The sequence below is a fragment of the Streptomyces sp. NPDC041129 genome (assembly GCF_055592265.1).
In genome coordinates, this window is the sequence record NZ_JBVIYV010000002.1 from 1 (window position 1) to 21,874 (window position 21,874).

General features: G+C 71.3%; 23 protein-coding genes. 17 read left to right on the top strand and 6 right to left on the bottom strand.

What is annotated here, in order from left to right:
• Positions 1–112: 112 nt before the first annotated feature.
• From ACZ6B1_RS08100 to ACZ6B1_RS08140, 9 genes are all read left to right on the top strand, one after another.
• Positions 113–757, top strand: coding sequence for an HAD family hydrolase (locus ACZ6B1_RS08100; RefSeq protein WP_468776089.1), 645 nt, complete (start codon positions 113–115; stop codon positions 755–757).
• A 93-nt stretch (positions 758–850) separates the two neighbouring features.
• Positions 851–1,591 (top strand): VC0807 family protein, encoded by a 741-nt coding sequence (locus tag ACZ6B1_RS08105; RefSeq protein ID WP_468776090.1) that lies wholly within the window; start codon positions 851–853, stop codon positions 1,589–1,591.
• 80 nt (positions 1,592–1,671) lie between these two features.
• Positions 1,672–2,886, top strand: a complete 1,215-nt coding sequence (locus ACZ6B1_RS08110) for an MFS transporter (protein ID WP_468776091.1) — start codon at positions 1,672–1,674, stop codon at positions 2,884–2,886.
• Positions 2,837–4,009: an acetoin utilization protein AcuC gene (locus ACZ6B1_RS08115; protein WP_468776093.1), complete on the top strand. Its 1,173-nt coding sequence runs from the start codon at positions 2,837–2,839 to the stop codon at positions 4,007–4,009. Before ACZ6B1_RS08110 ends, ACZ6B1_RS08115 begins: the two co-directional genes overlap by 50 nt.
• An 85-nt stretch (positions 4,010–4,094) precedes the next feature.
• On the top strand, positions 4,095–4,910 hold the full coding sequence (locus ACZ6B1_RS08120) for a phosphatase (RefSeq protein WP_468776095.1): 816 nt from the start codon (positions 4,095–4,097) through the stop codon (positions 4,908–4,910).
• Between the two features lie 129 nt (positions 4,911–5,039).
• Positions 5,040–5,252, top strand: a complete 213-nt coding sequence (locus ACZ6B1_RS08125) for a helix-turn-helix domain-containing protein (RefSeq protein ID WP_159045100.1) — start codon at positions 5,040–5,042, stop codon at positions 5,250–5,252.
• 133 nt (positions 5,253–5,385) lie between these two features.
• Positions 5,386–5,484 carry a 30S ribosomal protein bS22 gene (locus tag ACZ6B1_RS08130; protein ID WP_003948845.1) on the top strand — a complete coding sequence of 33 codons (99 nt, stop codon included), beginning with the start codon at positions 5,386–5,388 and terminating at the stop codon, positions 5,482–5,484.
• Between the two features lie 241 nt (positions 5,485–5,725).
• The gene (locus ACZ6B1_RS08135) at positions 5,726–6,787 is read left to right on the top strand and encodes an NAD-dependent epimerase/dehydratase family protein (RefSeq protein ID WP_468776097.1); all 1,062 of its coding nucleotides are present in this window, start codon (positions 5,726–5,728) and stop codon (positions 6,785–6,787) included.
• Between the two features lie 14 nt (positions 6,788–6,801).
• On the top strand, positions 6,802–7,857 hold the full coding sequence (locus ACZ6B1_RS08140) for a lysophospholipid acyltransferase family protein (protein WP_468776100.1): 1,056 nt from the start codon (positions 6,802–6,804) through the stop codon (positions 7,855–7,857).
• A gap of 96 nt (positions 7,858–7,953) precedes the next feature.
• Here the strand turns inward: ACZ6B1_RS08140 and ACZ6B1_RS08145 are convergent, their stop codons facing one another.
• The 3 genes from ACZ6B1_RS08145 to ACZ6B1_RS08155 form a co-directional block, all read right to left on the bottom strand.
• Complete coding sequence (locus ACZ6B1_RS08145; RefSeq protein ID WP_468776102.1) at positions 7,954–9,180, bottom strand: DUF5667 domain-containing protein; 1,227 nt, start codon at positions 9,178–9,180, stop codon at positions 7,954–7,956.
• A 234-nt stretch (positions 9,181–9,414) separates the two neighbouring features.
• The gene (locus ACZ6B1_RS08150; RefSeq protein ID WP_468776104.1) at positions 9,415–10,194 is read right to left on the bottom strand and encodes an ECF subfamily RNA polymerase sigma factor, BldN family; all 780 of its coding nucleotides are present in this window, start codon (positions 10,192–10,194) and stop codon (positions 9,415–9,417) included.
• 302 nt (positions 10,195–10,496) lie between these two features.
• Positions 10,497–11,417 carry an HAD family hydrolase gene (locus ACZ6B1_RS08155; RefSeq protein ID WP_468776106.1) on the bottom strand — a complete coding sequence of 307 codons (921 nt, stop codon included), beginning with the start codon at positions 11,415–11,417 and terminating at the stop codon, positions 10,497–10,499.
• Positions 11,418–11,511: 94 nt separating this feature from the next.
• On the opposite strand from ACZ6B1_RS08155, the gene ACZ6B1_RS08160 reads away from it, so the two are divergent.
• The 8 genes from ACZ6B1_RS08160 to ACZ6B1_RS08195 all read left to right on the top strand — a co-directional run bounded on the left by ACZ6B1_RS08160 (position 11,512) and on the right by ACZ6B1_RS08195 (position 19,757).
• A complete protein-coding gene (locus tag ACZ6B1_RS08160) occupies positions 11,512–11,808 on the top strand; it encodes a glutaredoxin family protein (protein ID WP_468776108.1) in 297 nt (98 codons plus the stop codon).
• A 243-nt stretch (positions 11,809–12,051) separates the two neighbouring features.
• Positions 12,052–12,816: a redox-sensing transcriptional repressor Rex gene (locus ACZ6B1_RS08165; RefSeq protein ID WP_468776110.1), complete on the top strand. Its 765-nt coding sequence runs from the start codon at positions 12,052–12,054 to the stop codon at positions 12,814–12,816.
• A complete protein-coding gene (locus tag ACZ6B1_RS08170) occupies positions 12,813–14,528 on the top strand; it encodes a glutamyl-tRNA reductase (RefSeq protein WP_468776112.1) in 1,716 nt (571 codons plus the stop codon). The genes ACZ6B1_RS08165 and ACZ6B1_RS08170 overlap by 4 nt, the downstream gene beginning before the upstream one ends.
• Complete coding sequence (hemC, locus tag ACZ6B1_RS08175) at positions 14,525–15,484, top strand: hydroxymethylbilane synthase (RefSeq protein WP_468776114.1); 960 nt, start codon at positions 14,525–14,527, stop codon at positions 15,482–15,484. Before ACZ6B1_RS08170 ends, hemC begins: the two co-directional genes overlap by 4 nt.
• A complete protein-coding gene (locus tag ACZ6B1_RS08180) occupies positions 15,481–17,187 on the top strand; it encodes a bifunctional uroporphyrinogen-III C-methyltransferase/uroporphyrinogen-III synthase (RefSeq protein WP_468776116.1) in 1,707 nt (568 codons plus the stop codon). Before hemC ends, ACZ6B1_RS08180 begins: the two co-directional genes overlap by 4 nt.
• Before the next feature lie 416 nt (positions 17,188–17,603).
• Positions 17,604–18,038 carry a VOC family protein gene (locus ACZ6B1_RS08185; RefSeq protein ID WP_468776118.1) on the top strand — a complete coding sequence of 145 codons (435 nt, stop codon included), beginning with the start codon at positions 17,604–17,606 and terminating at the stop codon, positions 18,036–18,038.
• Positions 18,039–18,120: 82 nt separating this feature from the next.
• Positions 18,121–19,113 (top strand): porphobilinogen synthase, encoded by a 993-nt coding sequence (gene hemB / locus ACZ6B1_RS08190; protein WP_468776120.1) that lies wholly within the window; start codon positions 18,121–18,123, stop codon positions 19,111–19,113.
• 278 nt (positions 19,114–19,391) lie between these two features.
• The gene (locus ACZ6B1_RS08195) at positions 19,392–19,757 is read left to right on the top strand and encodes a DUF805 domain-containing protein (protein WP_468776122.1); all 366 of its coding nucleotides are present in this window, start codon (positions 19,392–19,394) and stop codon (positions 19,755–19,757) included.
• A 123-nt stretch (positions 19,758–19,880) separates the two neighbouring features.
• On the opposite strand, the gene ACZ6B1_RS08200 is transcribed toward ACZ6B1_RS08195, so the two are convergent.
• The 3 genes from ACZ6B1_RS08200 to ACZ6B1_RS08210 are packed head-to-tail and all read right to left on the bottom strand — an operon-like array spanning position 19,881 to position 21,745.
• Positions 19,881–20,729 carry a DUF4253 domain-containing protein gene (locus tag ACZ6B1_RS08200; RefSeq protein WP_468776124.1) on the bottom strand — a complete coding sequence of 283 codons (849 nt, stop codon included), beginning with the start codon at positions 20,727–20,729 and terminating at the stop codon, positions 19,881–19,883.
• A 48-nt stretch (positions 20,730–20,777) separates the two neighbouring features.
• Positions 20,778–20,963, bottom strand: a complete 186-nt coding sequence (locus tag ACZ6B1_RS08205; RefSeq protein WP_468776126.1) for a DUF397 domain-containing protein — start codon at positions 20,961–20,963, stop codon at positions 20,778–20,780.
• Positions 20,960–21,745 carry a helix-turn-helix domain-containing protein gene (locus ACZ6B1_RS08210; protein WP_468776128.1) on the bottom strand — a complete coding sequence of 262 codons (786 nt, stop codon included), beginning with the start codon at positions 21,743–21,745 and terminating at the stop codon, positions 20,960–20,962. Before ACZ6B1_RS08210 ends, ACZ6B1_RS08205 begins: the two co-directional genes overlap by 4 nt.
• Positions 21,746–21,874: the final 129 nt, after the last annotated feature.

Here is a 21,874-nt window from a genome sequence, read left to right on the forward strand (position 1 = left end):
CTGCAGGGGGGACCCTGTGGGAGAGTAGGACGCCGCCGAACAATCTTTGGGAAAACCCCCGCATCGAAAGATGCGGGGGTTTTCTGCGTTCAGGGTCCTTTAGGGTCTGGGTATGCGCTATGACCTCGTCATCTTCGACAACGACGGCGTTCTCGTCGACAGTGAGCCGATCTCCAACCGGATCCTGGCCGCCCATCTGACGGAACTGGGGCACCCGACGACGTACGAGGACTCCATCCGGGACTACATGGGGTCCGCGATGCACCGGATCCACGACCTGGTCCTGGAGCGGACGGGGCAACGGCTCCCGGACGACTTCGACGATGTCTTCCACGCCCGTGTGTTCGCCGCCTTCGAGCGGGAGTTGCGGCCCGTCCCCGGCGTCGGCGGAGTGCTGGAGAAACTGGCCGCGGACGGAGTCCCGTACTGCGTGGCTTCGTCCGGGAGCCACGAGCGGATCAGGGTGGGGCACCGGACGACCGGGCTCGACCGCTGGTTCACCGAGGACAGGATCTTCAGCTCCCAGGACGTCGGGCGGGGCAAGCCGGCACCCGACCTCTTCCTGTACGCGGCCGAGCGGATGGGCGTCACACCCGAGCGCTGCCTTGTCATCGAGGACTCCCCGCTGGGCATACAGGCGGCCGTGGCGGCCGGGATGGACGTGTACGGGTTCACCGCGATGACCCCGGCGGCGCGGCTCACCGGCGCCGACCAACTCTTCTCCACCATGGGGGAGTTGGCCGACCTGCTGATATGACCGGCGACACCAGTCGGTGGCTGACATTTGTCATGCCGACCTCCGGATGATCGTTTCTACCGCCAGCCCCCGACCGGCGGCGAAGCTGGGAGCATGACGAAGACCACGGGGAACCAGGACCGGACCGAGAACCCGAGCCGCGAGCAGAACCCGAACCTGCTGCGGACGTTCAAGCCGCTGCTGGTGGACGTCGCGTTGCCGATCGGCGCGTACTACCTCCTCAAGGAGGCGTTCGGGATGAGCACCTTCGGGGCGCTCGCCTGGAGCAGCGTGGTGCCGGCCGTGCGGACCGTGTGGGGCGTGGTCAAGGAGCGCACGACCAACGCGCTCGCCCTCCTCACCCTGGTGGTGAACGTCGTGAGCCTGGTGGCCGGTTTCGTGTCCGGCGACCCGCGGCTGATGCTCGCCAAGGACGGCGCGGTCAGCAGCGCCCTGGCGATCGGGATCCTCGTCTCGGTGGCGCTCGGCAAGCCGGCCATGACCGCCGGGATGAAGCCCTTCCTCGTCAAGGGCGACGCCGACCGCGAGGCCGCCTGGGCGCGGCTCGCCTCGGGCACGGCGGCCGGCTCGGACGCCTTCCGGCGCAAGGAGCGGACCTTCTCGCTGGTGTGGGGCACGGCCCTGCTGCTGGAGTGCGTCGCCCGGGTCGTCGGTGCCTACACCGTCCCGGTCGACACCATGGTCTGGCTCGGCACGGTCATCATCGCGGTGGTGCTGACGGCGGCGTTCGTGGTCGGCGGTGGCCTCGCGGCCGAGCCGATGGCACGGCTGCTCACCGCCGAGGCGGCGGCGGACAAGGCCGCTCGGCGGCCCGAAGTGGCCGTCGCCGCCTGACCGCCGGCCGTCGAAGCTGAAGGAAATTCACCTTTGGCTGGATCTACCCACAGGTAGCCAGGGGCCCTACGCTCGCCGCCATGACTGATGTGCTGCGGCGCGGCAGGGCCTCACTGGCGTTCAGCTTCTTCGCACAGGGCGTCGCGTTCGCTCTGCTGGTGACGCGCATCCCGGCCATCCAGGACCGCTACGGAATCTCCGACGCGCTGCTGCCGGTCTTCCTGGCCGCCGTCCCGATCCTCGCCGGAGTCGGCAGTGTGACGACCGAGCAGCTCGTGAAGCGGATACCGCCCAGCCGGCTGCTGCGCTGGTCGCAACCGCTGGTGCTGCTGGCCCTGGTGGGCGTCGGAGCCGGTGACCGGTTGGCCGGACTCGGCGTGGCCCTGGCGGTGTTCGGGCTCGCCGTGGGCGCGCTGGACGCCTCGATGAACATGCTCGGGGTGAGTCTGCAGCGGACGTACGGGCGCAGCATCATGCTGAGCTTCCACGCGGTCTACAGCCTGGGCGGGATCGTCGGCGCCTCGCTGGCCTGGGCCGGGGCGCACTGGCATCTCGCGCTGTGGGTGTCGTACCTGCCGGTGGTCGCCGTGCTGCTGCCGGCGGCGCTGGTGGGCAGCCGGTGGTACGTCGACGGGGCCGCGGAGCCTGCGGCGGACCTGGCGGCGGGGCCGGGCGGGGGTCTCGTCTTCAAGCTGCTGCTGCCGCTGTGCCTGGTGATGACGTTCGCGTACATCGGGGACTCGACCGTCTCCAACTGGAGCGCGAAGTACCTGAAGGACGTGCTGGGCAGTTCGGAGCAGCTCGCGACCGTGCCGTACAACGTGTACATGGTGACCACGCTCGTCGGGCGGTCCATCGGGGACTTCGGGGTACGGCGGTTCGGCGCGGCCGCGGTGGTGCGGCTCGGGGCGCTGGTGGCGGCCGCCGGTTTCGCGGTGGTGGCCGTGGCGCCCGACGCGTGGCTGGGGATGCTCGGGTTCACCCTGCTGGGGCTGGGGCTGTGTGTACTGGTGCCGCAGACCTTCGCGGCGGCGGGCCGGCTGTTCCCCGGGGCCTCGGACGCGGCCATCGCGCGGCTCAACGTCTTCAACTACGTCGGCTTCCTCGTCGGCTCGCCGCTGGTGGGTGCGCTCGGGGACGCCTGGAGCTACCGCGGGGCCATGCTCGTGCCGATGGTGTTGGTGCTGGTGACGCTCGTGTACGCCAGGTCGTTCGCGGCTCAACCGGACCGATACGGTGGCGGGCATGAGCGGCCGCGCACAGCTGATGTGGGACGAGGCAGTAACGGGCTATGACTTCGGCCCGGACCATCCGATGGATCCGGTCCGGCTGGAGCTGACCCGGAAGCTGGTCGGTGCCTTCGGGCTCGACCGGGAGCTGCGCGTCGTCGCGGCGAAACCGGCAGGGGAGTCCACGCTGCGGCTGGTCCACCGCCCGGACTACATCGACGCCGTGAAGGCCGCGTCCGCCGATCCGCGTTCGGCCCGCGGGGCGTACGGGCTCGGCACGGAGGACGATCCCGCGTTCGCCGGGATGCACGAGGTGTCCGCGCTGATCGCGGGGCAGTCGGTGGGGGCGGCGGAGGCGGTGTGGCGCGGGGACGCGCTGCACGCGGTGAACTTCGCCGGCGGACTGCACCACGCGATGCCGGGCGGTGCCTCGGGGTTCTGCATCTACAACGACGCGGCGATGGCCATCGCGCGGCTGCTGGAACTGGGCGTCGAGCGGGTCGCCTACGTGGACGTCGACGTGCACCACGGGGACGGCGTGCAGGCGGCGTTCTGGGAGGACCCGCGGGTGCTGACGGTCTCGCTGCACGAGCATCCCCGCACGTTGTTCCCGCAGACCGGGTGGCCGGAGGAGACCGGCGCGGGCGCGGGCGAGGGGACCGCCGTGAACGTGGCCCTGCCGGCCGGGACCGGGGACGCGGGATGGGTGCGGGCGTTCCACGCGGTGGTGCCCGAACTGCTCGCCGAGTTCCGTCCCCAGGTGCTGGTGTCGCAGCACGGGGCCGACACGCACTTCGAGGATCCGCTGGCGCATCTCGCGGTGTCGCTGGACGCGCAGCGGGCGGTGCAGACGGCGTGCCATGAGCTGGCGCACGAGTACGCGGACGGGAAGTGGGTCGCGCTGGGCGGTGGCGGCTACGCGGTGGTCGAGGTGGTGCCGCGATCGTGGACGCATCTGGTGGGGATCGCGGCCGGGCGGGAGGTCGATCCGGCGGCGGAGATCCCCGAGGGGTGGCGGCAGGAGGTGTTCGCGCGGACCCGGCAGTTGGCACCGCAGCGGATGACCGACGGGCGGTGGCCGGTGTCGTTCGCCCCGTGGGAGTCGGGGTACGACCCCGCCGATCGCCTGGACCAGGCCGTCCTCGCCACCCGCCGTTCGGTGTTCCCGCTGCGCGGGCTGCTGCCCTGAGTGTCGGGGGCACCCACTGGGCCAACCGTGCGGTGTTCCCCCGTTCCGCCACCGCGCCGCCCCCCGGTGCGTCACCATCGCACCCGTGTTGACCGCCGATGGCCTTCGTGCGCACCTGCTGGCCGCTCGGCTGGCCGGTGAGATCGGGACCTCCCGTGAGGCCAGTCTGCGCCGGTACCGGCTGTTCGCGGCCCGGGACCCACGGGTGCTGATCGGAATCGACCCCGAGTCGCCGTGGGGGCAGCGGGAGCTGCTCGCGCTGATGGCGCAGAGGTGCGGGGTTTCGGCCGACCCCCGGTGCACCTCCGGCCCGGATGTGATCGATCCGGAACGGACGCTGGCCGCGCTGGACGCGTTCGCGGAGCGGATCCGGAGCGTGGCCCGGCGGGGCGCGCCCGTGCTGTTCGGCACCGGGCATCCGCATCGGCTGCTCGGGTTCTACGGCGGCTTGGCGGACGCGCTGTCGGCGGAGGGGTGTAAGGTACTCACCCCCGCGCAGGGTCACTGTGTCGACATATTGACCCGGTTCGGTCTACGCACGTACCGCCTGGACTACGTCCGCGGTGTTGCCCTGGTGCGGGAACCGGGCAGCGGGCGCCCCGGTTGTGAGCCGGGTGCGCACTGCCACTCACCGCTCCCGGTTCGGGTCGTCCTGGCCGCCGCGGCCGAGGCCGGCGGACCGCTGCCGGAGCTGGTGATCGGTGACCACGGATGGGTCTGCGGTGCTGGTCAGCTGGGGTTCGAGGCGATCGGCCTGGCCGACACCGACGATCCGGCGCTGTTCGTGGGGGAGGCGGAGGGCGTCGTGTCCGTCGTCGTTCCGGTTGACGACGGGGTGCCGTCTGGTCACTATCTGCCGCTGGCCCGCTACGTGCTCAATCGAGCCCGTCTGTCACAGTAGGCCGTTGATGGGTGCACCTCTTCCCCACTCGCATCACCCGCCCCTACATTGGGGAGTGAGCACGCAACGACGAAGAGTCACCGGAAGGGGAAGCCGGTGGCCGTCGAGTGCGGAAGGTTCAGGTGTGTCATGGCTGCAGCTGGCGAGAGGCCTCTGAACGAGGTTCAGTTCCTTACCGTGGCGGAGGTCGCCTCGGTGATGCGAGTGTCGAAGATGACCGTGTACCGGCTGGTGCACAGCGGTCATCTGCCCGCGATCCGGGTGGGGCGGTCCTTCCGCGTCCCGGAGCAAGCGGTACACGAGTACCTCCGCGAGAGTTATGTGGGGGTGGAGACGGTCTGACGGCGCTCGGGGAGACCCCGGGCAACCCCTCGATTACAAGCTCGGCGCTCGACCGGGTAGGCTGACCCCTCGTAGGTCGTGTGGGCCCATGGCGCCCAAACAACCGAGTGATGAGAAGTGAGCGAGGGTAGTCGTGGGCTCTGTTATCAAGAAGCGGCGCAAGCGGATGGCCAAGAAGAAGCACCGCAAGCTGCTCAAGCGCACGCGCGTTCAGCGCCGCAACAAGAAGTAAGCGGCGCCGCGAGAGCGTGTCCTGTGGCCCCCCACCTGTACAAGGTGGGGGGCCACAGTCGTGCCCGGCCCCGGGTCGTGATCGGCGCTCCGGCGGCGTCGGCATATTCCGGCTGGGAAAATTCCGTCACTTCACGCATCGGGTGGTCATCACAGCGCAACATCAACCCGCTAAGTTTGCCGACACGGGGAACGCGGCAGGGACCAGGTCCCGCACGAGGTCGGGAAGGAAGGCGCTGATCTTGGGGAAGGTCGTGCTCGTCACCGGAGTGGCCCGGCAGCTGGGCGGCCGGTTCGTACGGCGGATCCAGCGGGACCCGGACGTGGACCGGGTGATCGCCGTGGACGCGGTGCCGCCGGCGCACCATCTGGGCGGGGCCGACTTCATCCAGGCCGACATCCGGCAGCCCGGCATCGCCCGGGTGCTCGCCGAGACGGGCGCCGACACGGTCGTCCACCTGGACGTGACCGGCACCGCGCTGGGCGGCGGCAGCCGGGCCACGGTCAAGGAGACCAACGTCATCGGCACCATGCAGCTGCTCGGCGCCTGCCAGAAGTCGCCGACCGTGCGGCGGCTGGTGGTGAAGTCCAGCACCAACGTCTACGGGTCCGCGCCGCGCGATCCCGCCGTGTTCACCGAGACGACCCCGGCCAAGTCGCTGCCCAGCGGCGGGTTCGCGAAGGACACGGTGGAGGTCGAGGGGTACGTCCGCGGCTTCGCGCGGCGGCGGCCGGACGTCGCCGTGTGCGTGCTGCGGTTCGCCAACATCCTCGGGCCGGTCGCGGACACCCCGCTCGCCGACTACTTCGCGCTGCCGGTGCTGCCGACCGTGTTCGGCTATGACCCGCGGCTGCAGTTCGTGCACGAGGACGACGTCATCGAGGTGCTGCGGCTTGCCTCCCACGAGCCGCGCCGGGGAACGCTGAACAGCGGCACCTTCAACATCGCCGGGGACGGCGTGCTGCTGCTCTCGCAGTGCTCGCGGCGGCTCGGGCGGCCCACCGTCCCGTTGCTGCTGCCCGCCGTCACCTGGGCCGGTTCGCTGGTGCGTACGCTGGGGATGACGGACTTCTCGCCGGAACAGATCCGGCTGCTCACCCACGGCCGGGTGGTGGCCACGAACCAGATGCGCGAGACGCTGGGCTTCCAGCCCAAGTACACGACGGCGGAGACGTTCGCGGACTTCGCGAGCGGCCAGGGCCCCGGCCTGCTGCCGCCGGAGGCCCTAGCGGGGGCCGTGGACCGGGTCGCCGCGCTCGCCGCGAAGAGCAGCGGGCACCTCCCGACGCAGAGCGCCAACTGAGGAGCGCAGCAACGATGGCGGACGCCAAGGTCATTCCGTTCGACGACGACCGGTCCCGCGGGAGCGCCGCCCAGCGGCCGTCGCGGCGCCGTGGCGGGGGGAGCCGGCGCGGGGCGGCCGGGGAGGCCGGGCCGGTTCGTGAGGTCCAGCCCCTGCCCACCAGGGCGGCCGTGCAGGATGATGTCCCGGTGACCGGGGAGGCGGGACCGCCCGCCGAGCCGCACGACGACGGCGGTCTGGAGCGGCGCATCGCGAGCGGCCTGTCGTTCCTGCGCCGCAGGCTCGCCGGGGACTACGAGGTCGACGACTTCGGCTACGACGAGGAGCTGACCGACCAGGTCCTGATGTCGCTGTTGCGGCCGGTGTACGAGAAGTACTTCCGGGTCGAGGTGAAGGGCGTCGAGAACATCCCGGCCGAGGGCGGGGCCCTGATCGTCGCCAACCACTCCGGGACGCTGCCGCTGGACGGCCTGATGATGCAGGTCGCCGTGCACGACCACCACCCGGCCGACCGGCATCTGCGGCTCCTCGCGGCCGACCTGGTGTTCGTGCTGCCGGTGGTCAACGAACTCGCCCGCAAGCTGGGCCACACCCTCGCCTGCGCGGAGGACGCCGAACGGCTCCTCGCGCAGGGGGAACTGGTCGGCGTCATGCCGGAGGGCTTCAAGGGCATCGGCAAGCCGTTCAGCGAGCGCTACAAGCTCCAGCGGTTCGGCCGGGGCGGTTTCGTCTCCACGGCCCTGCGGCAGGGGGTGCCGATCATCCCCTGCTCGGTCGTCGGCGCCGAGGAGATCTACCCGATGCTCGGCAACGCCAAGACCCTGGCGCGGCTGCTGGGCTTCCCGTACTTCCCGCTGACGCCGACCTTCCCGTGGCTGGGGCCGCTCGGGGCGATCCCGCTGCCCACCAAGTGGACCATCCAGTTCGGCGAGCCGATCCCCACGGACGGCTATCCGCCGGAGGCGGCCGACGACCCGATGCTCATGTTCAACCTGACCGACCAGGTCCGCGAACAGATCCAGCACACGCTGTACAAGCTGCTGGTGCAGCGCCGGTCGGTGTTCTTCTGAAGGCTGTTCTGCCGGCTGCCCCGGTGACGGTTCGGTGGCACGGCGACGGGGGCGCCCCTGCTCGGAAAGGGGCGCCCCCGTCGCTGTCGTACCGCGCTAGTCCGCGTCCTGGCTGTCGATGCCCAGGCCGGGCAGCAGGCCCGGGAGGAGCGGCGGGAGGGTGACGTCCGGCGCGCTCGTCGGGGACTTGCCGGCGGTCGGGGAACCGCCGTCGCCGCCGATCTTCGGCGGGTCCAGCAGGCCGCCCGTGCTGCCTCCGATCAGGCTGTCGTCGCTGTCGCGGGTGGCCGAGCCGGAGGGGCTGCCGGAGCCGGTGTGCCGCCCCGCGGAGGGCGTGCCGCCGGTGCTGGGCGCGGTCGGACGGTGGCTGCCGGAGGAGCCGGTGGACGCCTCGCCGGAGCCCTGTCGCTTGCCGTCGCCCGTGGACGCGGGCGGCTGCGGCAGCAGGGACTGCAGCGGGGCGACCTCTTGGTCTATGGCGTCGAAGACCGACGACACCTGCTGTTTGACGTCGCCGAGCTGCATGGGCAGCTTGTCGCTCAGCGCGCTCCAGGCGTCCCGGTGGGACCGGGAGAAGCTGGAGAGCGCCTGGATGGGCCCGAGGGAGTCGGGATCCCGCTGGTAGGCCTCGTGCAGCAGGCGGTGGCCCTCGGTGACGTCGTGCCGCATCCCGGACAGGGTGCGGCGGATCTCGCCGAGGGACTCGTGGTCGAGCTGCCGGCCGCCGCGGGCGCGCTCCATCAGCCGGCGGGCCTCGCTCAGCCGGGTGGAGGCCTGGTCGAGGTACGTCTGGCCGCGCTGGTCCTCGCCGTCGCTCAGGTAGTTGAGCCTGAAGTCCTCGATGCCGCGCTTGAGGCCGTACAGCGAGTCACCGGGCAGCGCGTCGGAACTCGCGGCGGCGACTCCGCCGAAGGCCCCGGCGGCCACACCGACGCTCAGCCCGCCGGCCGCGAGCCCCTTGGTCAGTTTGGAACGCGGCCGGAGCTTGCCCAGCGGCTTCGCCCGGTGCGCCCCGCGCCCGTGGGAGCGCTGCTCGGGTACGGCTGTGTCCGCCGCCCCGCCCTCCTGGAGCATGGCCTCCATCGCGGCCACCAGCTGGGCGCGCTGGACGACCTTGACCTCGGGGTCGAGCTGCGGCCTGGGCAGCGCGCCGAGGTCCGCCGCCAGGGCCAGGAGCTCGCCCCGCTCGGACTGTTCCTCGGTGGTCGGCGGCGATCCCGCCGCCGCTGCGGACTGCTCGGCCGCCGTGTCCCGGTCGGACTGCTCCTCCAGGGCCTGGGCGAAGGCGTTCGCCCGCCGGTGCGCCGATACGTTCGCGATCACTGGCGGCACCTCCTCTCGTCATCACGGTCGACTCCCCAGGGGGTCCTGAGGGTTGCACGCCCACGACCTCTTCCACACGATCGAGCGATGGGTCGGCCAGGGCGTGACCACAGGGAGCCTGTATCCCGCACAACGAGCGGTCCGGCACTTGGGTTACGGACGGCGGATGATCGGGGCGGAAAGTCAACGAGCCGCAACACGTAGTGAGTTGGTGGTAGCTGAGCGTGTCGGGTGTCAGCGGGCGTCGTCCGGCAGGAGCCGGGCGAGGGTCCGCACGGCGCGGTACTGGAGGGTCTTGATGGCGCCTTCGTTCTTGCCCATCACCCGGGCGGTCTCGGCGACCGAGAGGCCCTGCAGGAAGCGCAGGGTCACGCACTCCTGCTGCTGGGGGTTGAGCCGGCGCACGGCGTCCAGCAGTGCGGCGTTGGAGAGGGATTCCAGGACGGAGTCCTCCGGGGAGCGCTCGACCTCGTTGGCGTCGAGCATCTCGCCGGTGGTGACCTCGAGCCGGAACCGGCTGGACTTGAAGTGGTCCGCCACCAGGTTCCGGGCGATCGTCACCAGCCAGGCGCCGAAGTCGCGGCCCTGCCAGGTGAACGTGCCGATCCTGCGGAGCGCCCGCAGGAAGGTCTCGCTCGTCAGGTCCTCGGCGGTCGCCTTGCCGCCCACCCGGTAGTAGATGTACCGGTACACCGTGTCGCTGTACTGGTCGTAGAGGCGGCCGAAGGCTTCGGCCTCGCCGGCCTGGGCGCGCTCCACGAGGTCCATCATCCGGGCGCTGTCGCTGTCCGCGGCCGGACGGCGGGCGGTGGCCGCGCCGGTGGCGCGGCCGCGTCTGCCGACCGTGGCGCTGCCCTCGGCCAGTGCGTAGCACGGGCCGAGGGGGGCGGCGGTGGCGAAGGCGGGGACGGCGTACGCGGTGGGGACGACGCCGCGCAGCGTCTCTTTGACCGCCGCGACCGTCGCGCGCAGCGTAGCCAGGCCCGAGGCGTCAACCCCGACGTGTGGGTACACGGGACTCCCAGAGGCAGAGCTTCCATCACGTGCAGTGCGGAACCGTTCACCCGTCGTGGCGACGGAGGGGTACCGGATTGCGTCTGAGGAGAATAACGCTTCGTGCAGGCACTGCTACACCGAGTTGCTCAAATCATCGGTTGCGTCGCTTCTGTTACCGATTGACGGTCTATCAAGCGTCGCAAACTGATCGCTTGTTGATCGGGAAAGGGCGTGTTTCGGCGAAGTGCGGGGCGTGTTGGGGGCGGGGCGGCATAATCCGGGTTCGCGCCACCATCCAGGCGTGTCGCCGCCGGCAGGCCCTAGCGCCGGCGCCGGCTCAGCGCGATGGCCGCCGCGGTGCCGCCGGCGACCGCGCCGACGCCCGCCGCCGCCGGGATGCCGACCTTCGCGGCCTTGCGGCCGGTGCGGTAGTCCCGCAGCCGCCAGTCCTGCTCGCGGGCGTGCCTGCGCAGCTTGGTGTCCGGGTTGATGGCGTACGGGTGCCCCACGAGCGACAGCATCGGGATGTCGTTGTGGCTGTCGCTGTAGGCGGCGCAGCGGTGCAGGTCGAGGCCCTCCGCCGCCGCCAGGGCCCGTACCGCCTCCGCCTTGGCCGGGCCGTGCAGGGGCTCGCCCACCAGCGCGCCGGTGTAGACGCCGGCGACCGACTCCGCGACGGTGCCCAGTGCGCCGGTCAGGCCGAGGCGGCGGGCGATGACCTGGGCGATCTCCACGGGGGCCGCGGTGACCAGCCACACCTTCTGGCCCGCGTCCAGGTGCGCCTGGGCCAGGGCCCGGGTGCCGGGCCAGATGCGGTCGGCCATGTACTCGTCGTAGATCTCCTCGCCGATGGTCTCCAGCTCGGCGACCCGGTGGCCCTTGACGATGGAGAGCGCCGAGTCGCGCGCCTCCTGCATGTGCTCGGGGTCCTCGACGCCGGCCAGCCGGAACCACGCCTGCTGCCAGGCGAACCTGGCCAGGTCGCGCGTCTCGAAGAACTTCCGCTTGTACAGGCCGCGCCCGAAGTGGAACAGCGCGGCGCCCTGCATCACGGTGTTGTCGAGGTCGAAGAAGGCGGCAGCCCTGTCGTCGCCGAGGACCGGGAACTCCGGTTCCCGTTCGGCGGCCTGCGGAACTTCCCGCGAGGACTTGCGGGCGGCCTCCGCCGAGGCCTCGCCTGCCAACACGCTCCGCGCCGTGGCGGAGCGCCTACGGGGAGTGAGCCATCCGAGAGCGGCCATGGCGTGAGCATAGCCAGTCCGTTCGGCGGTTCCGGAGCCGCGAGGTTCGAAGGGTGTGAACTCTCCACGACGGAGCCGTTAAAGAGGCGGGAGAATGGCCGGCATGAGCCCCCTCTTCCGGCGTAAGGCCGCCCCCTCGGAACGGTCGGTCACGCTCATCCGCAAGCCCGGCTGCCATCTGTGCGACGACGCGCAGGCCGTGATCGAGAAGGTCTGCGGGGAACTCGGTGTCCCCTGGGAGCAGAAGGACATCACCCAGGACCGGCAGTTGCACGACCAGTACTGGGAGCAGATCCCGGTGGTCCTCGTCGACGGCAGCCAGCACACCTTCTGGCGGGTGGACGAGGCCCGGCTGCGCAAGGAGCTGACCGGCGGCCGATCCGGAAACTGACCGACCAGTACAACGAAGGTGCGGAGGTCGCTTAGGATCGTTGGAGTTTTTGTCTCGGGGGCGGGATTCACGAGGAGTGTCGACGTTTTGCCCCCAGGAATGACATGCGTGACCCCGGTCACGTTGGCCGGGCAAATCGGACACCATCTTTGTGCACGCGTTCACAAAGGCATAGCCTGCAGTGGACGGGGCGGTCTGGGGACGTATGACCGCCTGCAGCCCCGCTCTACCCGCAGGAGCACCGTGGCAACTGGCCGAACTCACCGACCGGCGACCCGCAGCCGAGGGATTCCCGAGGCCACCGTCGCCCGGCTTCCGCTGTACCTCCGCGCGCTGACCGCACTGTCGGAGCGCTCGGTCCCCACGGTCTCCTCCGAGGAGCTGGCCGCGGCGGCGGGAGTCAACTCCGCGAAGCTGCGCAAGGACTTCTCGTACCTGGGCTCCTACGGAACGCGTGGTGTCGGCTACGACGTGGAGTATCTCGTCTATCAGATCTCCCGTGAACTGGGCCTGACCCAGGACTGGCCGGTTGTGATCGTCGGTATCGGTAACCTCGGCGCCGCCCTCGCCAACTACGGCGGGTTCGCCTCCCGCGGTTTCCGGGTGGCCGCGCTGATCGACGCCGATCCGGCGATGGCCGGGAAGCCGGTCGCCGGCATTCCGGTGCAGCACACCGACGAGCTCGAGAAGATCATCAAGGACAACGGCGTCTCGATCGGCGTGATCGCGACCCCCGCCGGTGCCGCCCAGCCTGTCTGCGACCGGCTCGTGGCCGCCGGTGTCACCTCGATCCTGAACTTCGCGCCGACCGTGCTGACCGTCCCGGACGGGGTCGACGTCCGCAAGGTCGACCTCTCCATCGAGCTGCAGATCCTCGCCTTCCACGAGCAGCGCAAGGCCGGCGAGGAGACCGCCGCCGGGGACGGCGCGCTGCCCGCGGCCACCACCCGTGACGCCTCCGGCGACCAGGGACCCGACGGGGACGTGCCCGCCGTGATGCCGGCATGAGTCTCCTCGTCGTCGGGCTGAGCCACCGCAGTGCCCCGGTCAGTGTCCTGGAGCGGGCCGCGCTGAGCGCGGACGCCCAGGTCAAGCTGGTCCAGGACACGGTCGCGGCCGAGCCGGCCACCGAGGCCGCGGTGCTCGCCACCTGCAACCGCATCGAGCTGTACGCCGACGTGGACAAGTTCCACGCCGGTGTGGCCGAGCTGTCCACGCTGCTCGCCCAGCACAGCGGTGTCGGCCTCGAGGAACTCACCCCGTACCTCTACGTGCACTACGAGGACCGGGCCGTCCACCACCTGTTCTCGGTGGCCTGCGGCCTCGACTCGATGGTCGTCGGCGAGGGGCAGATCCTCGGCCAGATAAAGGACTCCCTGGCCCGCGCCCAGGAACTGCACACCGCGGGCAAGCTGCTGAACGACCTGTTCCAGCAGGCCCTGCGGGTCGGCAAGCGCGCCCACTCCGAGACCGGCATCGACCGGGCCGGCCAGTCGCTGGTCACCTTCGGCCTGGAGCAGCTCGCCGCGGGCGGTGCCGTCGGGGAATGGGCCGCGGGACGCAGGGCGCTGGTCATCGGCGCCGGGTCGATGTCCTCGCTGGCCGCCGCGACGCTGGCCCGCGCCGGGGTCGGCGAGATCGTCGTCGCCAACCGCACCTTCGAGCGCGCCGAACGCCTCGCCCACATACTCACCGAGGGCGACGACACCGCGGTGTCCGCGCGCGCGGTGCGGATGGACGCCGTGCCGGGCGAGCTGACACGTGCCGACGTCGTCGTCTCCTGCACCGGGGCGACGGGCCTGGTGCTGACGGCGGACTCGGTCGCGCAGGCGGTGGAGGGCCGGGCCGGGGGCGCCGCCGTCGCCTCCGTGGCCGAGGCCGACGCCCGTACGGCCGCGCACACCGCGCCGGCGGCCACCGCCACCGGTACGGCCGCCGCCGAGGAGAACTGCCCGCTGGACCTGGCCGCCGTACAGGGCTCGACCGGCTTCTCCGTGCACGGCGAGGCCGCCGTGGCCGGCCTGGACGCGGCCACCCTCGAGCAGCACGGGGCCTGGGTCGCGGGCGGCACCATGGACCGCCGGGACACCGCCCGGCGCAGCCCGGAGGCCGACGCCGAGCTGATCACCGCGCTCGCCGCGACCGCCGCCACCGCCGGCCGCATCCCCGAGCTCCGCAAGCCCGAACCGGTCGCCGTGATCCCGCGCCCGGCCCCGGCCCTGTTCCTCCTCGACCTCGCCATGCCCCGCGACATCGACGCGGCCGTGCACCGGCTGGCCGGGGTGCGGCTGGTGGACATCGAGTCCCTCGCCGAGGCCTCCGCCGACGCGCCGATGGCGGCCGACGTGGACCAGGTCCGGCGTATCGTCTCCGACGAGGTCGCGGCCTTCGGCGCGGCACAGCGGGCGGCGCACATCACGCCGACCGTGGTCGCGCTGCGCACCATGGCCGCCGACGTCGTCGCCGGTGAGATCGCGCGGCTCGACGGCCGCCTGCCCGACCTGGACGAACGCCAGCGCGGCGAGATCCGGCAGGCCGTGCACCGGGTCGTCGACAAGCTGCTGCACGCGCCGACCGTCCGGGTCAAGCAGCTCGCGGCCGAGCCCGGCGGCGCCGGGTACGCGGACGCGCTGCGCACCCTGTTCGACCTCGACCCCCAGACGGTGGCCGCCGTCTCCCGGGCCGGGGACAGCACAGACAAGAAGGACCGACCGGCATGACACAGAAGGCTTTGAGACTGGGGACGAGGCGGAGCAAGCTCGCCATGGCCCAGTCCGGGCAGGTGGCGGACGCCGTCCGCCGGGTGACCGGGCGCCCCGTCGAACTGGTCGAGATCACCACGCACGGCGACGTCTCCCGCGAGCACCTCACGCAGATCGGCGGCACCGGCGTGTTCGTCACGGCGCTGCGCGACGCGCTGGTCGGCGGCGAGGTGGACTTCGCGGTTCATTCGCTGAAGGACCTGCCGACCACGCAGCCCGAGGAACTGGTCCTGGCCGCCGTACCGGTGCGCGAGGACCCGCGCGACGTGATCGTCGCCCGGGACGCGCTGAAGTTCACGGACCTGCCGCGGGGTGCCCGCATCGGCACCGGGGCACCGCGCCGCATGGCGCAGCTCAACGCGTACGCCCGCGCCCACGGACTGGACATAGAGACGGTCCCGATACGCGGCAACGTCGACACCCGGATCGGTTTCGTGCGGGACGGTGAGCTGGACGCGGTCGTCCTCGCCGCCGCCGGACTGAACCGCATCGGCCGGATCGACGAGGTCACCGACTTCCTGTCGGTCGACACGGTTCTGCCCGCCCCCGGCCAGGGGGCCCTGGCGATCGAGTGCACCGCGGACGCCGCGGACCTCATCGCCGCGCTCGGCGAGCTCGACGACCCGTTCACCCGGGCCGCCGTGACCGCCGAACGGTCACTGCTCGCCGCCCTGGAGGCCGGTTGCAGCGCACCTGTGGGCGCGTTGGCCGACCTCCTGGCCGACGGGCAGATTGTCAAGGAAATGCGCCTGCGCGGCGTCGTCGGCACGACCGACGGCACCCGCACGGTGCAGCTGTCCACCACCGGTCCCGTGCCCCGAACGCACGACCAGGCGATGGCACTCGGGCGCGAACTCGCCACCGAGATGCTCGACCAGGGCGCGGCCGGTCTGATGGGGGAGCGAGCACATTGAGCCCCACCACCCTTCCCACCGGCCTCGAACACGGGCACGTCACCTTCCTGGGTGCCGGACCCGGGGATCCGGGGCTGCTGACTCTGCGCGCCGTGGAGGCGCTGTCGAACGCGGATGTCCTGATCGCCGAGCACGAGGTGCTCGATGTGATCCGGACGCACGCCCGGCAGGGCGTGTCCGTCGTGCCGATGGACGCGGACTCCTCGGTGTCACCGCCGGGCACGGGCGCGCCGCAGCTCACGGTCGTTGACGGTGCGTCAACAACCGCTGCGGTCCCGACTCCTGCCCGGGATGCGGCTCATCTTGTCATGGAGGCCACGCGGGGCGGCAGGCGGGTCGTCCGTGCGGTGTCCGGCGACCCGGGACTTGATACGTACGCGGCCGGGGAAATGCTCGCCTGCGCCGCCGCCGGTGTGCCCTTCGAGGTCGTACCGGGTGTGGCGGCCGCCGTCGGCGTCCCCGCCTACGCCGGTGTGCCGCTGCGCGACCCGCACGGCGCGGACGTCCGGTTCGTGGACGCCCGTACCGCCTCCGACCGCTGCTGGACGGAGGTGGGAGCCTCCGACGGCACGGTGGTGGTCTCCACGACGCTGGACTCGGTGGCCGCCGCGGCCGGCGAACTGGTGTCCGCGGGCCGCAAGCCGGACACCCCGCTGACCGTCACCGTCGCCGGCACGACGACCCGGCAGCGCACCTGGACGGCGACGCTCGGCACCATCGCGCAGACGCTGAAGCAGGCGAAGGTCCTGCCGTCCCCGGACGGCGGCCGGCCCGTGATAGCCGTGGTCGGCGAGCGAAGCGCAGCCGCCCAGCGCGACCAGTTGTCGTGGTTCGAGTCCAAGCCGCTGTTCGGCTGGAAGGTGCTCGTGCCGCGTACGAAGGAGCAGGCGGCGTCGCTCTCCGACCAGTTGCGGTCCTACGGCGCGGTGCCGCACGAGGTCCCGACGATCGCGGTGGAGCCCCCGCGCACCCCGCAGCAGATGGAACGCGCGGTCAAGGGCCTGGTCACCGGCCGGTACGAGTGGATCGCCTTCACGTCCGTCAACGCGGTCAAGGCGGTGCGCGAGAAGTTCGAGGAGTACGGCCTGGACGCCCGCGCCTTCGCGGGCATCAAGGTCGCCGCGGTGGGCGAGCAGACGGCGAAGGCGCTGATCGCCTTCGGTGTGAAGCCCGACCTGGTGCCGAGCGGTGAGCAGTCGGCGGCCGGCCTCCTGGAGGACTGGCCTCCGTACGACCCGGTCTTCGACCCGATCGACCGCGTCTTCCTGCCCCGGGCCGACATCGCCACCGAGACCCTGGTGGCCGGTCTGATCGAGCTGGGCTGGGAGGTCGACGACGTCACGGCCTACCGGACCGTGCGGGCCTCGCCGCCCCCGGCGGAGACCCGCGAGGCCATCAAGGGCGGTGGCTTCGACGCGGTGCTGTTCACGTCGTCCTCGACCGTCCGGAACCTGGTGGGTATCGCCGGCAAGCCGCACAACGTCACGGTGATCGCCTGCATCGGTCCGGCGACGGCCAAGACGGCCGAGGAACACGGTCTGCGCGTCGACGTGATGGCCCCCGAGCCGTCGGTCCACAAGCTGGCCGAGGCCCTGGCCGACTTCGGCGTGAAGCGCCGGACGGCCGCCCTGGAGTCCGGCGACCCGGTGACCCGCCCGAGCGAGCGCCGTCCGGGCGCGCGGAGGCGTCGCTCGACGACGTGAGCGTGGTGAGCGGTGAGGTGACGGGACGTGCCGTGCGGGCGCGTCCCGTCGCTGTGTTCCGCACCCTGCCCGGCGCGTTGTGTGCATGCCATGAGCGGGCGCATGAGTGAGCACGCCGGGTACGCGGGGATCGTCTTTTGAACGGCGGCGCCGCGGCCCGGGTGCGCGCCTGGCACACCTGGCTCGGCGGAGCCGGCGCCCGCCTGCGCTGACCGGCGGCGAGGAAATCCGCCGCCTTCGGCGTCCGCCGCATCCGGCAGCGGCCGAACGGGGGAATCACTGGCGGGCGCCCCGTTCCGTGACCTTCCCCGAGGCGGGACGGGGAGCCCGCCCGGCGCCGTCGGCCACGAGCCACCCGCGTCAACGAGTGTGAAATCGTGGTGAGTTGACTGACGATCGGCTGTTAAGGTGCGCCGATGTCATCGATCAGGCAGATCCAGGTCACCTTCGACTGTGCGGAACCCGAGCGCGTCGCCCGCTTCTGGTGCGAGGTGCTGGGGTACGTCGTACCGCCGCCACCGGAGGGGTTCGCCACCTGGGACGACTACCACCGCTCGCTGCCGCCCGAGGAGCAGGGCTCCTGGTTCGCGTGCCTCGATCCCTCGGGTGCGGGCCCGCGGCTGTACTTCCAGCGCGTTCCCGAGGGCAAGGTCGCCAAGAACCGGGTGCATCTCGACGTGCGGGCCGGCACCGGACTCGTCGGTGAGGAACGCCTCGCCACGCTCAAGGCCGAGTGCGCACGACTGGTCGCGCTCGGCGCGGTCTGCGTGCGTGTGCTGCCCGCCGACGACGACAACGAGTCGTGCATCGTGATGCAGGACGTCGAGGGCAACGAGTTCTGTCTCGACTGAGCATCCACGCGGCCAGGCCCCGGGCCCGGCGCCGACGGCCCGTCGGCAAAGGTGCCCCTGGGGCGGGCGTAGCGTAGAAGCCATGACGAAGTACGGATCTTTTCCCGGTACGCGTCCCCGGCGGCTGCGGACCTCGCCCGTCATGCGGCGCATGGTCGCCGAGACGCGACTGCACCCCGCCGACTTCATCCTGCCGGCCTTCGTCCGTGAGGGCGTCGCCGAGCCGGTGCCGATCTCGGCCATGCCCGGGGTCGTCCAGCACACCCGCGACAGCCTGAAGAAGGCCGCGCTGGAGGCGGTGGAGGCCGGGATCTCCGGGATCATGCTGTTCGGGGTGCCGGAGGAGGGCAAGAAGGACGCCCAGGGCACGGTCGGCACCGACCCGGACGGGATCCTCCAGGTCGCGCTGCGCGACGTGCGGGCCGAGGTGGGCGACGACCTGCTCGTCATGTCCGACCTGTGCCTGGACGAGTTCACCGACCACGGCCACTGCGGGGTGCTCGACGCCGAGGGGCGGGTCGACAACGACGCCACGCTCGAACGGTACGCCGAGATGGCCCAGGTGCAGGCCGACGCGGGTGCCCATGTCGTCGGACCCAGCGGGATGATGGACGGGCAGATCGGCGTCGTCCGGGACGCGCTCGACCAGATCGGCCGGGAGGACGTCGCGATCCTCGCCTACACCGCCAAGTACTCCTCCGCCTTCTACGGCCCCTTCCGCGAGGCCGTCGGCTCCTCGCTCCAGGGTGACCGCAAGACGTACCAGCAGGACCCCGCCAACTGGCGCGAGTCCCTGCGGGAGCTGGAGCTGGACCTCGCCGAGGGCGCCGACATGGTGATGGTCAAGCCGGCCGGACCGTACCTCGACATCCTCGCCCGGGTCGCCGACGCCGTGGACGTGCCCGTCGCCGCCTACCAGATCTCCGGTGAGTACTCGATGATCGAGGCCGCCGCCGAGAAGGGCTGGGTCGACCGGGACCGCGCCATCCTGGAGACCCTGACCGGCATCAAGCGGGCCGGGGCGCGCAGCATCCTCACCTACTGGGCGACCGAGGCGGCCCGGAAGCTGCGCTGACGGACACGGTTGGAGATCGTTCCGGTACCGAAACGGCGGCGGCCCGGCTGCGGTGTGCTGTCGTTTCGGCAACGGAACGAGTTCGGATCCGCGAATTTCCGGTGATGATCCGGCGGGCACTCCGTGATCATGGGTGTTTCTGTCCTGAAAACGATGTTTGAAGCCCGTCCGGCCACACAGCTCCGTGTGTATGACGCGCTCCTGCCAACCCCTTAATGTCTGCGCCTGGCCTGATCCATTTCCGGGATGGGCTGAACGTCGATCCCTGGGGGGATGTCATGAGCTGGTTCCTCGCCGCACTCAAGAAGTACGCCGTCTTCAGCGGCCGCGCGCGCCGCAAGGAGTTCTGGCTGTTCTCGCTGTTCGCGTACCTGATCTACATCGTGCTGGGCGGCATCGGCGCCGCGACGAAGACGCCGGCCCTCATGGCCGTCGCGGGCATCGTCGTCCTCGCGCTCCTGCTGCCGGCCTGGGGTGTGACGGTGCGCCGTCTGCACGACACGGGCCGCTCCGGCTGGTGGATCCTCTTCGGCATCATCCCGCTCGTGGGCCCCATCACCCTGCTGGTCTTCTACTGCCTGGACGGCGAGGCCGGCGCCAACAAGTACGGCCCGAACCCGAAGGAAGCCCCGGTGCTCGTCTGACGCCCCGCCCGCGGCACCCGTGCCGCGCCTTCGGCACACGCCGTCCTGAGGCCGCCCGGCCAGCGTTGTCCGGGCGGCCTCGGGCATGTCCGGGCAGTGCTCACCGGTGAGCGGCGCCGGGGGTCAGTCCCACCAGAAGAACCAGCTCGGCTCGTCGACGAGGTTCTTGGCGTAGGCACGCAGGCCGCCCGGCCCGCCCTGGGAGATGTTGTCCGGGCAGAAGGCGAAGTGCTCCGCCGCCACGGCCTCGGCGTCGGCCAGGGTGCTCGGCGGCGCGGCCACCGACAGCACCAGGACGTCGAAGCCGAGGGCCACGACGCGTATGCCGAAGCGGTCCTCCCAGGAGCGCAGGACCGCGCACAGGCGTGCCACGTCGTTCTCGTGGTTGAGCGGGCCGGTCCAGCCGATGGCGGCCGGGATGTCGGCGGAGCGCCGGGACGGGACGAGGGCCAGGCGCGTGTCCTTGAGCCACGTACCTTCGGCGAGCGAGTCGGCCACCTGCGCGGCCCTCGTGCCCGGGTCGGCGCTGAGCACGCCGGCCGGGGCGAGGCCCGGCCACGCGGCCCCGAACGGCTCCAGCAGGTCGGCCAGTTCCTCGTCGAACCCGGCCTCCGGACCGGCTCCGGGGTCGTCCTCCTCCCCTTCGTCGCCCCAGTACTCCGCGAGGACCTCCTCCGGGTCGTGGTCCCCGGGGTAGGACATGTCACCGGGCATCAGCTCCCAGTCGTCCGGTCCGCCCTGGGTGCCGCCCAGCTCCACGAGGACGGGCAGCAGTCCCGCCCGCGAGGCGGGCGCGCCCAGGGCGGCCCAGGTGCCGGGCGCGGCCTGCTTCTCCGCGTGCCACAGCAGGGGCTCGTGCCAGGGGCCGTCGTCCGTGGTGTCGACCAGCCTGCCGGGCGGGAGCCGAAGACCGAGGGAACGCCCGCTGGGGTCGGTCGCCAGAGAGGGCAGCGGGTTGGGAAGAGTCGCCATGACGGTGACTCTAGGAGCCACCACTGACAACGCCGTTGACCAGCAACGTCACTTGAGGGACGACGTGAAGGCGGCCCACGTCGCGGGGGAGAGGCACAGCGTGTGCTCGTCGGCGGGGGGCTGCTGCTTGGAGTCGCGGATGTGGATCGCCTGGGGGGAGGCGGCCACTTCGAGGCACTGGCCGCCTTCGCTGCTGCTGTAGGACGACTTGAACCACTGAAGTGCGGTGTTCATTGCTCTCCTAGCAGACGGTCCAGCAGGCTTCTTGAGTCCTCTACGGTGAGGGCCTGAGTCCGCAGCATCGCATACTTGCGCGCCAGGATGGACACCTCGTCAGGGTCGGAAACCCACTGGCTACCGCGTTGCGATTCGGTGTAGGCCAAGTGCTGGTGATCGGGTGTCTCCAGGAGCGTGAAGGGGCCTGCGTCGCCCGCGTGGAGTGCGCGGTCCAGGGGCAGGACTTGGAGCGAGAGGCAGGCCAACTCAGAGTATTCACGCAGGAATCGCAACTGCTCCAGATGTACCGCCCTGCCTCCGGTGGGCCAGCGCAGTGCCGGTTCCCAGATGACGAAACTCAGCGTCGGCGGCTCCTTGCGATGCAGGATCTCCCGGCGCTTCACTCGAGCGTCAGCCTTTGTCTCCAGTTCGTCTGCTTCGTAGGCCGGGACGCGACCACTCAGCAGCGCACGGGCATACGCCTTGGTCTGCAGCAGCCCCGGAACCACCAGCGCGTCGTACCAGGACAACGCGATGGCCACCCGCTCCTGGTCCATGTACTCCTCGGCCCACAGCGGGAACTGGTCGACCTCCGGCAGGTTGGCCACGCCCGCGGCCAGCGTCCCCTTGGTGCCGAGGAAGTCGTCGAAGATCTCGGCGATGTCGGGCTTCAGGGTGCGCCGGCCCTGTTCGATCGACGCGATCGTCTCCTCGTTGATGTTCAGCGCGGCGCTCAGGCCCGACTGGCTCAGGCCCGCCGCCCGGCGTGCGGTGGCGAGTTGGCGGCCCAGCATCCGCATGGCCGAGTGGTTCCTCCGTGTAGGCGTCATACCGCTGAACTCCCCAGGCCCGGCCGTACACGACCCCGTACGAACCCGTACAAACACGTTGTACGGGATTACCCACTGAACGAGACTAGTCACTCTGCG